Source organism: Lactobacillus sp. ESL0791 (assembly GCF_029433255.1).
Taxonomy (GTDB): domain Bacteria; phylum Bacillota; class Bacilli; order Lactobacillales; family Lactobacillaceae; genus Lactobacillus.
In genome coordinates, this window is record NZ_JAQTHU010000001.1 from 1,472,126 (window position 1) to 1,488,122 (window position 15,997).

Consider the following 15,997-nt stretch of genomic DNA (forward strand, 5'->3'; position numbering starts at 1 on the left):
TATTATTTCTCATCAACTGACCTTGACGAACAGCCATTAAAAAAAAGAGGCAATCAAAAAATTGTCTCTTTCTTAACCTATCCTAGCCAGTTCTCATCAACATTCTTTGCATTAATGTATTCACCAGTCTCAACAGCATAGTAGCTCTTGCCATTAATCTGAATTGAACCATGCGTTTGAATAATTGAACCCGACTTCAGGATTAAACTATTTGCACGTTGACCTTTCTCATCGTAAAGATAAGTGTTCTTCTTCAAGCGCATCCGACTCCCTGTTGTTGACAGGCTGCCCTTGTTTAAGCCCGGGAGCGTTGAGTCCGAAGTTGGCGGGAAGCTGTCCTTACTAATGTATCTATTCTTGCCAATTGAGTAATATTCCTTACCCTTAATCAGAATTGGTGCACCATAAGTCTTAACCCTGGTTCCCGCGTGCTTAACTGTCTTGAGCTTCTTACCTTTCTTATTGTAAGCATTGGCATCCTGTACAAGGTTTCGCTCTGCTGGCTTATCATTTCCTGCAGCTAAATAGTAATCGGCATCCTTCGTCAGATAAAACTCACGACCATTAATCAATTTCGTACCATAAGTAGTAACTGTTGAACCGGCTTTCAGGGTGATGCCATTTGCTCGTTTACCATCCACACCATAAATATAAGCATTGTGCTTTAAGGTTATATCCTTAATGTTAGCATTGCCAACGTTAACATTAATCGGAATTGAAGTCGCGGTACCATCTGGGTAAGTTACATTAATAAAGTGGTAACCCTTATCACCTTTGCTGTTGGTATCAGGCAATGTATTGTCGCCCCAGCTTGCAGTTGTTCCGTTCGGTACAGATGCACTAGCAGCAGCATCATTAACAGCTTGTTGGTCGTTACCTATATCAGTATATTGTGGAACCCCCATATTTCCTTGATGCGCAATGTCATCATAAATACCAGGTTTTGGTTGAGCAATGACTTGAACTAGTACTGGTAAAATCTTATAAGAATTATCTGCATAGCTTACTTTAACAGAAGCAGATTGTGTACCTACTTGTGTAAGTGTAGGACCATCACTCCAAACAACATCAGTAATATTACTGTCTTGACTTATGGCATTAGCTTTTATATTAGTTATAAGATTTGTGCTTTTAGCAGTCGGATAAGTTTGTTGATTGTTAATACTTGTCAGTGGACTAACTTTTTCCATACTTTTAATTGGTACGTTTATCGGAAAAATACCTTGTTTACTGTTATCTGCATAGTTAACAGTTACATAGACTTTTCTTTGTGCGTCAACTTCACCATGATCACCACCCGGTTGGAAATCAGAAGAACTACCGGTTTCTGACCACTTAATGTCAACATCTCCCGTACCACTAGCAGTAGCTGAAACAGAATAGGAAGTAGGCTGAGCAACGGGCTGTCCATTTATATTACTTAAATCAATATAATCTGATACAACATCATTATTCGAAAATGTATACGGCTTATTAGCTAAAATTGGAGTCAAGCTGCTAGTAAAGAATTTAGTGCTTGATTTTGCCTTAGCACCCTTTACATCAAACGTTACTTTAATGTACTTTACAGTACCATCGCCGTAATTAATCTTAAGAAGAGCATATTTATTACTAGTGCCATCATTAGGAATTGGATCTGGAGTAATAATATCTCCTGCTGTGGTTACTATATTGTTGCCATTCGACACCATTCCAAGCGAATTACTAGAAGCAACCGATGGATCATCTAGATCTTTATTTGGTTGCCATTCAGTACTTTCAATAACGTGCTTACTTTTAGCCAGTTTATCTTGCATGCTTTCAAGTTGAGATTCACTATATTTATGACGAATTTCATTCGTAAGTGGATCTTTAACTATAAAGTTCAATTTACTGTTGACTAAGTTTTTATCTACCGTCTTCTGACCAGCATGAAGTGTGAGCGTAACAGAACTGTCTGGAAGATAAGTTTTATTGTTAGCTCCAGCAGCGATAATATAAGTATCACCAGGGCCAGTAGAATTATACAAATTATTTATAGCAGAACCAGTATAAGAGTTGCCTTGAGGATCATCCACATTGCCTCCACCAGAAGCATTGTGTACAGCTCGAATATAACCTTTTGAAGTATTATTATTCCGACTACTTGTTGACGGGTCATAACTAGAAAATTGTCCAATACCAGCTGCTTCAGGCACAGTAGTGGTAGGAAAAACAGTAGTTCCAGTCCATGTATTAGGAATTTTTTCAGCAGGAAGTGTCAATTCAAAATACTCAGGATCACCAAGGTCAATAAGCATATCATCAACATTAATGAAGCTAGGAAAGACAAAGTTTGAAAGATCTAAGCTTTTTAGTGAGGAAAGACCTTTAAACATAGTTGACATATCATTTGGAGCATCTGAAGAACCTGAAACTGCGACTCCTTTAAAATTAGGATCAAAAGTCAACTCCTTTAGCCCTTTATCCCCATTAAACATTGCGCCCATATTTTTTATATCATGAGACTGAAAATTAGGACCTAGTTTTAAACTCGTTAATGCAGCATCACCCGTAAACATACCATACAAACCAGTGACACCAGGAGTGGCTGGAGCACCTGTCGAAGGGTCAGCAGGGATACCTGTACCATCATCGACAGTATTATCTATCCCACTTGTATCAAAATCAAGTTTGCCATCTGGGGTATTAGACAAACTTTGCAATGCACTATCGCCTGAAAACATATTAGACATGTTTTTTACATGCCTAGTGTCAAACTGGGAGCCAAGGTTTAATGTCTTTAACTTTGCCATACCGTAAAACATGCTAGCCATTCCATTTCCCGTATGATAAGGAGAGCCAACAGGAGTATCTTTGTCGCTACCTTGTCCAACATAACTGGTATTAAAGTTTGCGCCAAGATCCAAAGAAGATAAGGAACTATCATTAAAAAACATGTAAGACATATCTTTTACAATACCAGTATTAAAATCAAGCTTATTATTACCAGCACTAGTCGTAATCGTTGTTAAAGCATTATTATTCGCAAACATATAAGACATATCTTTAACACCGCCAGTCTTAAAGGCAGAGCCTAAGTTCAAAGTTTGAAGTTTAGAGTTCCCCTTAAACATAGCATTCATGTCCGACACACTATCGGTTTTGAAATTTGTAAGGTTCAAATCAGTTAAGCTGCAATTATATGCAAACATATTGCTCATGTTGGTTACATTATTGGTAGAAAACTTTCCTAATAAATTCAGCTTTTGTAACTTAATATCATAATCAAACATTCCTTCCATATTTGTTACATGACTAGTATCAAAGTTACTAAGATTCAGCTCGGTTAAAGAAGTGTCACCACTAAACAGGTAAGAAAGACCAGCACCTGCAGTAGCTCCTATATCAACATTTTCTAAACCTTTGATTTTTATTAAATTTTTAAAATGTCCTAATTGTCCATACTTAATCAAACCGTGTCCAGCAACAGATGTTTCATTAAGAGGAGTTTCGTGAAGAGTATCATCAGGTGCATAAATTATTTCAGCATTACCATCAAAGTTTGTTCCACTTTGTGCAAGTGTAAGCTGGGCATTACCTGAGCTATCACGTGGCTCATCAAACTCAATTACTTTAATCTTACTAATCAAATCACGTCCATTAGTTGTGCCCAATTTGCTTATTAAATAGTCATAAAGCGTAGTGCTATCATTAACTACGCCATTGTAACTATTATTTGCTTTAGTTACAATCAGTGTTGCATCCCCAGAAGATGTCTCTGAATAATCCAAGTGCCAACCATCATCATCACCTATATTAGTAATAGTTTGCGCTCCCACTGTATTAGTAGCAGCCGTAATCATAGCACCAATTGTTACCTTAGCATCAGTTAGGTCAAAAAGACTCACTTTAAATTTATCATCATTTGTGCTAATAAATTTATTATATTTATCTAAAGTAGCCTGTCCCTGTGCAATTGCATCAGTTACTGACTTCTGTTTGTCAGCTGCAGCCTCTTTATATGGATCTGTCTTGACAAAATCATTGCCTTTGCCAATTTCTGTTTGCAAGTCACTTGCAGCATTTGCTAGATCCTCTGCACTAGCAGGTTGTGTTTGCTCTGCACCAGTTTCTTGTTCTGGATTTGTATTTTCAGTTTCAGAGGAAGAAGGGGCACTAGAACCTTGACCTTCTGTTTGTTCTGTTTCAGAGGAAGAAGGAGCGCTAGAACCTTGACCTTCTGTTTGCTCTGTTTCTTCTGAACCATCCCGCAGGAAGTCATGCAACCCAGAGTAAGTAGTTACATCTGTTTTTGACTTCTTAACACTGGAAACTTTAGCAGTTGCTGCTGCACCTTTATCTTGAACAGCAGTCTCTGTCTTTTCAGAATCTACCGTTTGCTTTCTGCTGTCAACACTTGTTTCCTGACTATTTGGATCAGTTGTATCAGCCTTTGCAATTTGTCCACTAGCAGCCATAAAGCTGAAACCTAATAGAATCGAAGCGGCACCAACTGCCAATTTACGGATTGAAAAGCGATCTCGCTTATTCTCCATTGATATCTTTCGCAGGCGTTCATTCTGATTATTTTTACTAGTCATCAAATTATCCTCTTTTCACATTCCGCACATCAACGTACATATTGTTACCTAAATCATAGTATTGCTGATTACTAATTGTCTTAGTGCCACGAGTTTTAATAATTGAACCAGCACTCAAAACAACTTCATTTGCTCGATTCAATTTGTTAGTGTAAACAAATGCATTTTTCTTTAACTGTCTTTGCACTACACCATCTGCCAAATCCTGTTTTGTTAATCTAGGAACAACCCATTCCGGAGTTGGCGGGAAGTTTACTTTGCGCATGTAACATTTATGACCAATTGCATAATATTCCTTACCTTTAATTACTACCGGAATACCATAAGTCTGAATCTGCTCTCCTTTGAATTTCTTAGCACTAACAACTTTCTTGCCTTTGCCATTATAAGTAAGGGCAGTTTTATCCAACTTACGGGTTACGGGATTATAGTTACCAACAGCAATGTAGTATGCAGCATCTTTAGTCAAATAGAACTTACGTCCATCAATTACTCTTGTACCAAAAACTGTTATTACCGATCCAGTCTTCAAACTGATCCCATTTGCACGTTCACCATGTTTGTTATAAAGATAGGCATTATGCTTTAACTTGATATCGTGAGTTATTGGATCACCAATTGTGACATTAACTGGAACATTTGCCACCGAACCATCCGGGGAGGTGACAATTACAAAGGCAGTTGCTTTAGTACCTTTAGTATAAGTATCTGGCAGCTTACTTTGATCCCAAGCAAAGGTTGTACCCTTGGGCAAGTTAACTCCAGCAGCAACGCTGGCAGCTAATGTGTGATCATTAGTTAAATCAGTATATTGTGGAATCTCTAAGTCTACCTGCTTATTTTGCACTATTTCTTTAACTATCTGATCAGCATTTGATTCACCTGGATTAGGAACCACTGTTACAGGAACAGTCTTCAGTCCAGTTGAACCGTCTTTAAAAGTTACTTGAACTTGAGGGCTATGTAAACCTAATGTAGTAAATGTAGGTACTGGCGCAGAAGGATCCCATATCATGCTAATAGCATTAGGATCTTTACTAAGTTCAACCTGTGCAGTGGCTAAAATCCCACTTGCATTAGTTGTTGGGTAGGTTTGCTGAGGAGTAAAGCTTAATCCACTACTTTTAGCCATGCTGGCTATCTGAACATTACCCGTAATTTCTTGCCCTGGACTCTGCATAGTACCATTCGCATCAAAATCATCTGTAAAATGAATAGTTATCTTAGCAGATTCAGATTTTACATCGTCACTACCTGCAAGCCTACTCCAATCAAGATCAAGAGCGTTGCCATCCGCTTTAGATATAGTAATGTATTTAATGTATTTAGGATCTGCTTCACTTTTACCTTCATCCATCTTTTTCCATTCATTAGGAATATTAACATAGTTCAATATTGCCTTGTCTAAGTCACTATTATTTTGGTTATTAGGATCAATCTTTTCAGTTGGTGATATTGTCGTATCCTTTTGACTGGAAATTGGATTAGCATCAGAATTAAGTTCTGCAGCAGCAACTACAAATTTTACCCTAATATATGTGTATGTGCCATCAGCAAAATTTATTTTAATAGTATCTTCTGGATTAGGTACTGAAGTAGAAGGAATTGTACCTGTAGCGTCATTTGTAATCCCAGCGGTAGTGCCTACATCATTATCTTTATACCCTTGATTTGTTGTAGGCGAAGTAGTCATTTTGAAAGTCATCCAGCTTAAACCAGTAATTATTTTTTTATCCGTAAATATTTTATCTGATGTTTGTTCGAGATTTTTCAAAGTATCGCCGGATAACATATTATTTCCTAAATCTGTTACATTAACGCTTCTTTGTCCTGGATGAAGATTTACCACCCAGGCTTTGTTAGGGCTAATACTATATCTTAAACTAGCTGCCTGTTTATTGCTCATAACATAAGTATCGGCAGCCACTCCACCTGCAATAGCTCCTTGTAAAGCAGCTATTTGATCATAACCTGTTGTTGTACTATCATCATGAGTGCCTACATATATTTTACCGGCATTAAAAGCCCGAACATAATTTCTACCTTCACCAATGTCGGCGTTCTCTGGGATACTGCCAGCATCAAGAATTAATTTAAAGCCATCTTCTATACCAGCATTTTCAAACATCTTTTCCACGTTAAGTGTACTTGACCCGATAATTCTAAGATCAGTAAGATCAAGCGTCTTTAGTGCTGTGGTGTTGTAAAACATGTAAGACATATCATTAATAAGTCTCGCAGCAGAAGTAAAACCATGAAAATCTAAGCTCGTTAAACTAGAGTCATTTGCAAACAAGCCATGCAATCCCTGAGTACTAGATGTATCAAGCTTAATATTCTTTAAGCCATCAATTGACGTTAAGCCAGTTAAATTACCAAATACACCACTATTATTTTCAACATTATTGTTAGATTGATTAAGAGTAATACCACCATTATCATCTTTAATAATAATTTTAGTCACGTTGGACGCATCTAGTCCCTGATCATTTAAAAATTTATAAAACGGTTCACTTTGATCATTTGTACTGTTAGATGAGGAAACTGCCTTAATTGTCAAAGTTCCATCTGCGAATTGCAGACCCCAACCACCATAAGAATTAAGGTCTTGTGTACTGACTGTATTTGTTGCAGCAGTAATCATGGAACCAATCGTTATTTTAGCATCAGTTAAATCCATTACATTAACTTTGAAAGCATCATTATTGGTACTTAGATATTTGCTGTATTTATCTAAGGTAGTCTGTCCATCAGCAATTGCATCAGTAACACCCTTTTGTCTATCCTCTGTAGTATTCTTATATGAATCAGTTGCAACAAAATCATGTCCTTTGCTAATTTCCGTTTGTAAATCAGTTGCTGCATCAGCCAAAGCACCAGAATCAGTTGAATGATCTATGTGCTTTCCAGTTACAGCTTCTTCAGATGAAGAAGCTGTATTACTATCTTGAGGATCTGTTGTTTGTGAATCATCACGTAAGAAACTATGCAAACCCTTATAAGTAGTTAAATCAGACTCAGTCTGATTGGCGTTGTTTGTAGTATTACTTTGAACAGTCTGATTGGCGTTGTTTGTAGTATTACTTTGAACAGTCTTATTTGAAGTTGATTTCTCTTCAGTTTTTGTACTAGTCTCTTGATTATTTGCGTCAACTGTATCAGCTTTAGCAATTTGTTCATTCATAGCCACAAAACTAAAACCCAACAGGACAGAAGCTGCGCCAATAGTTAATTTACGAATAGAAAATCGATTTTTTTTGTTCTGCATTTTTGCTTTTCTTGACCGCTCTATTTGATTATTTTTACTTATCATTAAATTCTCCTTCATTCATTAGTTAGTAACCACAACTGTTACCATTACAATCGTGGTTTGCCCCTTATAAAATACGCGAACATGTCCAATTTTGCTTCCTAACATTTGCGTATTAGGTAATGGCGTAACCCAACTATAATTTGCGTTTGCCTTATCCAATTCTTCATGATTTGAAATCGCACGTTGGGCTTCAATTGCAGTTAACCGTTGTCCACGTTTTACAAATACCATTCCGCCTTTTGGCGTAATAACTACAGGTGTAACAGGTGTTGGTGGTTGCCGTAAACCAATTGTAACCTTTACAATTTGAAAACCATCTTCTGCTCCGGTTATTCCGCTGCCTGGCTTATGGTACATTACCTTGATATAAATATCCTCTGACTCATGGCTGCCTGATGTCCAAGTCGTATTGTAGTCTGAATTAGTTGCTGGCGTGCCGTCTGCCTTAACTAAACTGTACGTCGGTGACCAGTTACTGATCGTACCTGTATTAAGATAATTGCCTAAGCTATCACTGTCTGTTGGCACAGGTTGCCCAGAATTGAGCTCATTGCCAGCTCTACCACTGGCACCAACTACATCAACTCTAACATTTACTGTATCAGTAGAATTATCTCCATAAGTTATCTTTACTGGATACTCACCACCCTTCTCACCATTATCCAATCCATTAGCTGTTAAATCTGGATTGGTCGACCAGCTTAATGAATAATCTTTATTTGTACCTTCGACCAATTGACCAATCTTAACCGCATCAGCTAAACCATTATTTGGATCAGCGTTAACGTGCGTTTTAATCGTGTCAGCATGAACACGACCATGCTGCGATTCATTCATTGGGATAACTTTAACTGGAACATTTACAATCTGAGAAGAACCGTCATCACCATATGTTACCTTAATATGCACCATCTGCTTACCGCTCGAGTCATTATTTTTAGCATTTAAGACTAAATTATCTACCTCTTTACCATTATCTAAAAATTTACAGTTTGACTTAAAGAAGCGGTCAACCGTTAATGAATTTAAATAGTATGCAGCGGGCTCTACTGGAAATATAGTATAAGCCATTGAATAAGCTACTGCATCAGAATTTGGTCTGGCACCAAGCACATCAGTAGCAACATTTGGCAAAGATAAAATTGACCCATCTTTAAAAGTGATTTTTATTACACCCGTAGTATCTGGGACAAAACTAATTATGCCTGCATGATCTGGATTGCCAATAATATCTGTTGGAACACTTACATTCGGTCTAGTAGTCCATACCATTGAAGCAATCTTATCCATAATATTATCGTTATTATTTGCAGCAGTATCTTCAAAGTAATCAGCACGATGAGCTGCATCAAGATACAAATCTTGTCTTGCATCACTTTGGTTAATATGCATCAAAAAGTTTTGCTTTAACCGTAATCTTCCCGCTGCCTCCTCACTCTGACTGTCAATCTGAACTGTCGTCTTAACTGCCTGAGTAGTGCCATCAAGATAATGAACGATTACATAAGCAGCATGCGGTTGACCAGATGTTTCATTCCATTTAGTGCTTAAAGCAGTTGTATTGCCTGCATCTGCAGCCCAACTAAACTTATCTACCCAGCCACTTACTTTACTGCTGTCTACAGCATCTTTAGCAGACTGGTCATCTGTATCTTTGTTAACAATCCTACCACTGTTAAATATTGTCGGATTACCCTTATCTGTTGCTCCGGCCACATCGACCCAAACATCTGCTGTATCAATTGTCTTATCTGCATAAGTTATCTTGACTGCATATTTAGTATTCTTCTCTCCATTATTAAGGCCTGTGTCTGAAGTATCTACTGTACTTCCCCAACTTAGGCTATAATCTTTGCCTTCAACTAATGAACCAATTACTACCAATCCCTTGAGATCATCGTTAGTTATCTTAGCATTAACGTGCGTTTTGATCGGATTAGCTTCATCATTTTTCACAAAAACATTTCCATGATTTTGACTTGCTTGACTTTCTACTGAAATTGGCACATCTACTGTTTGTGATGTCTCATCATCATAGTCTACTTTAATATGTAATGTCTGCTTGCCATTGGCATCATTCTTGCTGGCATCAAATACTGGCGGTGTAGTAGTTTCATTCCCCTTATCGTCAATATAATGATATGTTGGTTTGAATGGACTAATCTTGCCTTTCGAATCATCACTCAAGTACTTGCCTGCGTCAGGATCCAATGATTGCATTGAATTTGCCTTGGCATCCGTATTTGGCTCTGCACCAACTACATTTAATTTAATATTATCAAGTATTACATTAGCATTATCATAATTCACTTTAATTTTTGCTGATTTTTGTCCTATGCTTGACAGAATAGCTTGCTTTTCTGCTACTGTATTAACCCATTCAACACTTGTTGCATTGCTAGTAAGATTGTCTAAATATGAAGACCATTTAGCTTGATTTACAAATTCCGGTATTTTTTCTGCTCCACTAGGATTATCAATTACATGAACAGTAATTGGTGTATTATTATAGCTTACTGTCTTATAAACTAAATTGATGACATGATTCTCACTGTCGAATTTAATATTAGTAAGATCAATTGCATTACCGCTAACATCGGTCGCATTAACATAAGAGTATGAGTGATTGCCTGGCAATATTTCATTTGGTGATATAGCAAAGTCACTGCCGTAAGAATTCTGATGCTTGCCACTAGTTAAATTGCCGCTTAATCCAGTTAAATTATTTGCTAAAATCGCATTACCCTTTTGATCAATATAATTTATCGTAATATATTTACGTGGGATAACAGTAATATTAGCTGTAGCACTTGTACTACCACCTTTACTACCGTTACCGTATTTGTAAGTATAAGTAACTGTATACTTATCTGGATTAGAAGTGATACTTGCATAATTATTTTCAGAAATTGTTTGTCCTGAAGAATTTTGGATAACTACCGAGCTAATGTCACCACTAGTCATATCAGAAGTATCAACTTTCATTCCGCCTGCAAAGCCATCATATTTATTAAAGTCATCACCAACATAATAAATTTTATCCTTAGTTTTAACTTCAGCATTAGCAGTCAAGTTAATTGAAGCAGGAACAGAATAGTTCCCATACTGATCTTCAACAAAGATTGATACCTGGTGGGTATCACCAACAGTTAATTTATTAGACGGGATAGTTACACTATAATTATATGTTCCTGCAGTAGTTACACTAGGGCCAGTAAATTCAGTTGTAGTATTAGAATCACCGTCAATTTCATAGAAATATCTAAGCGGATATGCTTCAGGCGCTGTATCAAATGAAGTTACTTTTCCGGTAACGGTATAATCATGTCCAGTATAATTATCACCTTTCTTATCGGTTGTTACAGATGGTACAACAGCTGATTCAGAGTCAATTGTGATTTGAAAGCCTAAGTTTCTCGAACCATTATTAGGCAGATCTTGACCATTCCAAATCATTAAAACCGCGGAATCACTATCTTTATCAAATGCAGCTGTATCAGCAGCTGCTGCGGTTGCCAATGTTGCAGTTTTTTGTCCCAATGAGGATGGGCTCGTAATATTAACATTACTAAAACCAAGATTACAGTCACCAGCGGCCCAACCAGTCGGTGCATATTTTCCAGTATAATCAAGCTTTAATTTATAGCCATCATGCTTTAAATATAGTCCTTGATTGGCACCAGTATAAAAGAAAGGCACTTTATCTGCAGGCGTAGTTGCTGTACCTGGGGTCCCACTAGCCGGTCCATTATATCCATCACCTAAATCTGTATCATACATTGAACCAACCCATAATCCCGGCAAATCTGGATTAGGGTTCTCTGGATGATCAATTGCCGTTACATTTCTTACATTTAGGCTATAATCAACAATGTTACCAATCGGTTTTAATGTCATTGTGATATCTAAAGTATATGTATTCTGAGTCCCAAACTTAAAGTCACCACTGGTTTTTAAAGTAATTGTAGCATTTCTATCAGGATTAGAAGGGTCATTGGTCAATCCTGTGGTTGGTGTTTGTGTAACCGACCACAACCGCCAGTTACTCCCAGTATCAGTCGTAGCGCCATCAAATTTATTATTAATACCAGCTATAAATGGATAATCATTGCCATCACTCTTATCTTGCCATAGCCAGCCTAGCCGTTCACCATCACCTTTAACAATATTAATACCTGGAACTAAATAAATTGGAACTCTATTTTCAACTGACATGCCCCAAGGAGCATGTCCAACATCTGTAGTATTACCACCACTGGAAGTTATATCTCCGAAATTAGTCATTGGAACATTATTAGGTCCATTTAGCCCATTAAAATATGCTAGTTTAACTTGACCTGAACTATCACGCCCAGCATTAATACTACCAGCTTTAGCTCCAGCGTTAGTCAATACTTTGTTGTTATATAGCTTCGAAAAACTATCATTACTTTGTATAGTTGGCACCATCTGATAATAGAAGGTTATTTCCTTATTCTGATCTTTGACAAATGTCCAAGTCACACTCTTTTGGTCAGTGACAATCTTGTAACCATCTGGTGCTGCTTGTTCCGGATCAGTTGCACTAATGGTCTTGGTGTCACCAACATAACCATCAATGTATGTATCACCTTTTTCGTCACCTAGACCTTTAACTGGTGTCGTCGTCTTATTGCCATCAGCATCTACCAGCAAGTGGTGAATCACAATATCATTTGCGTGTGTGGTTTTAATCTTTTGTGCGCCGTCAGAGCTAACTGAGCCGGTTGAAGCAGCACTTGCTTCCGAGCCAGCTGAACTTGCCTGACTGGCCTGTGAAGCAGTGGACCCAGTACTTGCTTGTGATGTACTTGATCCCTGGCTGCTCTCACTTGCCTGCGAACTGCTTGAGGACTCGCTTTCACTTGAACTGCTTGCTGAGGAGGCTTCCGAAGCCTGACTTGCAGTGCTGCCTTCGCTAGCGCTGCTCTCTTCTTCACTGCCGCCGCGCAAAAAAGCACTCAACCCCGAAAAAGTTGACAATTTAGGTTTATTAGCCACATCTTTAGCATTTACCTGTTTATTAGCAACAACCGTTTGCTGCTGGCCAGCAGCAAGTGTATCAGCCTTAGCCGTTTGACTGGCTGCACCCATGAAACTAAAACCAAGCAAAACAGAAGCAGCACCAATTGCCAGCTTTCTGATAGAGAAGCGGTCTTTCTTGGCCTGCATTTCCATTCTTCTTAGTTTTTCATCAAAATTGTTCTTTCCGAACATATTTCGTCCTTTCTAGATCATTCAAAGAATGATTCTTAAATATTACTAGTCTTAATGTTATCTATTATAAATCGATTCTTTAAAAAATTAAACAATTTTCATGAACTTTACATAACAAATTTGCATTTATATAAACATATAGCTATAAATATAATTACTATACTTAATAAGAATTTTATTGTTTTTAAAGTATTTTATTGTCAAGTATATTTTATACACTTACACTAACTAGCAATATATTTAATAATATCAAATATTATATTTACTAATGCTGCAATACAATATTTTTTATGTCTGATAAGCAACTAATAGTTAGTTTCTTTTAAAAATATTTGGTAAAATTTGTCTTACAATTAAGCTTTTTTGCTTCAATGATAAAGATATAAAAATTAACTTTAGTCTTTTTTTAATTACTTAGTGTAGATTTTTATATTTGAATTATTACCGTAAATTTCTGCTACATCATCAACATGATTAATTTTTGTTTTACACTATTATTTCTTATTATTAAATTAGATATACTTGTATAAATAGTTCAAATTCGTTCATCATAATTCAAAATCATTCATAACTAGCAAAAAAACGGGGGTTAACCCTGTTTTTATAATTTCTTAATTTTGATATTAACTTTTCAAATACGGTAGTCTTCCATGAAAGCACATGAAGTACTGAACAAAAATATTTTGGAACTATTATTACAGTAAATTTCTTCGATAATTTGCTTAAAATCAAGTTTTTTAAAACCATCAAATCTTGATATCAACATGATTCCTTATTACATTAGTAATAACATGTGTTAACACTACTTCAAAATAAGATATATAGATTTAATAATGGTCACAGCAAGTAATTTAACGACACGTAAACAAGGTGACCCTAATTTTCTTGGATGCATAACCACACGATGATAAGGAAATTGGTAGATATTTGCCTGAAAATAACGGCTCTTCGTCAAGTGCTGTTGATGAAAAATAATATTTGATTTTAAATGCTTTAAGCAATCTTGCTTAAAGTGTTTTCTTTTAGCACACTATTTTTTGATTCCAGCATGATTCTGGTTACTAGATTATCAAAATTTCGATAGCCATAAGCTGTCCGCTCTATTTGCTTAATCTTGCGGTTAGTTCCCTCAACACAACCGTTGGCATACTTAAATCTTGCGGCGTTTAGAACGGCTGTGCGATTGTGTTTGAAGGTTTTAACCGTAATCTTCATTTGTGTACCTAAATCTTCTTTGCAGTCTAGTAATTCCAACATTTGTCCCACATTCTTTGTTCTCAATGCTTTACTAAAGCCTTGCAGGAAATTATAGGTGTTTCTCAGCTTGGGCGAACAATCAAGTCCCTCATCTACGATAAAAGCTTGATTAGACATCCTTTTGAGATGGTGATAGTACTTGAGTTTATCGCCTTTTAAATCAGCTACCGGCTTTAAATAAAACTTCCAGTAAAACTTGAGCAGTTTGTAACGGCTGTCGCTATGTTCATACTGTTTCATGGTTTGGACTCGCAGCTGGTTAAAGGAACGATTAAGCATCTGAACAAGATGAAAGCGATCAATAATAATTTGCGCATTGGGAAAAAGTACCCGAGCAAGATCTTGATAATAAGCATTGAGATCCATGAATAACAATATTAGACGTCGGTGTTAAGTCGCGACTCTTATAATTTTAAAACTGATAGAGTTTATATAATGGCAATTTCACATACTCACCGCGAAAGGAGAGCTTGCTGCCTTGCAGCGTCCCTTTGTTTTCTCAAAGAATCTGCCCATTCATTACCCCACTGATTAAAAACTTCTGTACCAAGTGCAGAATCCATTCATCGTAAACATGTTGTTCAAGGAACTTCATCAACAGGTCATGATTAACATTGTCAAAATAGGCTTTTAAGTCAAGACTAACCACATAGTGATAGCCTTGATTGTAATTATTCGACCACTTTCGCACCGCATCTTGAGCTCTTCTGTCTGGTCGAAACCCATAACTATTATCTGAAAACACAGGCTCCAGAATTGGTGTTAAGACTTGCGCATGCCGCCCTCCGGTTTCGGAATTTCTACCCGTTTCACCGGTTTTGGCTTATATGTTTCATCACGCAGGCTGCATCAGCTCCTGCTTGTGTTCCTTTATATAAGTGAATTAGCCATCAACAGTCATACCATCAATGCCTGCTCCACCATGATTACGTTTTACTTGTTGGTAGGCTGCATTTAAATTATTACGGTCTAGCACTTTCTCTCGTAATGAGTGTTCATCACTTCTTCTTTCACCAGAAACCGTGCTGCACATTCCTGCATACCCTTGCTCTTCCATAACTGTTCTTTGCTGGCAGCCAGATTTCTCTGTTTTCTGTGTTGAGCGTACAATCTCCACTTCCTGAATCAAGTGATAATAATTGTAGTTCGGTCCTTCACTGTTACCAGCTACTATGACCTTGGCTAACTTCTGTCTGACTAACCGAACATCACTGCTCAGACTGTTCTTGTTGGGCAAATATACCGCTGCTAAAATCAGTCAAACAGACCTCCCCGGGTAAGAACAATAACTTTCCTGTCATTTAACCGCTGGCTCTACCTACAATAGTTTCACGTAGTATTAGCTTGTTTAGCAGCCTTATCCACTATTACCGGCCTTATAGTCAATTCTTGTTCATTGGTTCAACAGTTTACCTTGGACGCACTGAAAAGTCTAACTAGTGATAGAAACCCCTGCCTTTAGCTAGTAATTCCAACTACGATGGCTCACAACGGACTTGCACCGTCTAATTATTGCCCATGCTTGGCGCACCCACAAAAAAAGCTAACACAGTTGCATAAACTGCATTAGCTTTTTTACATATTCAAAACTTAAGCTATAAATAGTAACTTATTTTTACTTTCCCCTTTC

6 protein-coding genes are annotated in these 15,997 nt (G+C 37.2%); all 6 read right to left on the reverse strand.

The features are described from left to right. Nucleotides 1-77: 77 nt before the first annotated feature. The 6 genes from PT285_RS07270 to PT285_RS07295 all read right to left on the reverse strand — a co-directional run bounded on the left by PT285_RS07270 (nt 78) and on the right by PT285_RS07295 (nt 15,604). On the reverse strand, nt 78-4,562 hold the full coding sequence (locus PT285_RS07270; RefSeq protein WP_277149173.1) for an SLAP domain-containing protein: 4,485 nt from the start codon (nt 4,560-4,562) through the stop codon (nt 78-80). Nucleotides 4,563-4,566: 4 nt separating this feature from the next. After that, on the reverse strand, nt 4,567-7,875 hold the full coding sequence (locus PT285_RS07275; RefSeq protein WP_277149175.1) for an SLAP domain-containing protein: 3,309 nt from the start codon (nt 7,873-7,875) through the stop codon (nt 4,567-4,569). Nucleotides 7,876-7,893: 18 nt separating this feature from the next. Beyond that, nucleotides 7,894-13,110, reverse strand: coding sequence for a Rib/alpha-like domain-containing protein (locus PT285_RS07280; protein WP_277149177.1), 5,217 nt, complete (start codon nt 13,108-13,110; stop codon nt 7,894-7,896). A 993-nt stretch (nt 13,111-14,103) separates the two neighbouring features. Further along, a complete protein-coding gene (locus PT285_RS07285; protein ID WP_277149179.1) occupies nt 14,104-14,733 on the reverse strand; it encodes a transposase in 630 nt (209 codons plus the stop codon). 133 nt (nt 14,734-14,866) lie between these two features. Continuing rightward, nucleotides 14,867-15,112 (reverse strand): reverse transcriptase domain-containing protein, encoded by a 246-nt coding sequence (locus PT285_RS07290; RefSeq protein ID WP_277149181.1) that lies wholly within the window; start codon nt 15,110-15,112, stop codon nt 14,867-14,869. Between the two features lie 138 nt (nt 15,113-15,250). Further along, nucleotides 15,251-15,604, reverse strand: a complete 354-nt coding sequence (locus PT285_RS07295; RefSeq protein WP_277149183.1) for a hypothetical protein — start codon at nt 15,602-15,604, stop codon at nt 15,251-15,253. Between the last annotated feature and the right edge of the window lie 393 nt (nt 15,605-15,997).

Coding starts and splice junctions, on each gene's coding strand:
- PT285_RS07280 (WP_277149177.1), bottom strand. CDS start 13,110: ATGTTCGGAAAGAACAATTTTGATGAAAAACTAAGAAGAATGGAAATG.
- PT285_RS07275 (WP_277149175.1), bottom strand. CDS start 7,875: ATGATAAGTAAAAATAATCAAATAGAGCGGTCAAGAAAAGCAAAAATG.
- PT285_RS07285 (WP_277149179.1), bottom strand. CDS start 14,733: ATGGATCTCAATGCTTATTATCAAGATCTTGCTCGGGTACTTTTTCCC.
- PT285_RS07270 (WP_277149173.1), bottom strand. CDS start 4,562: ATGACTAGTAAAAATAATCAGAATGAACGCCTGCGAAAGATATCAATG.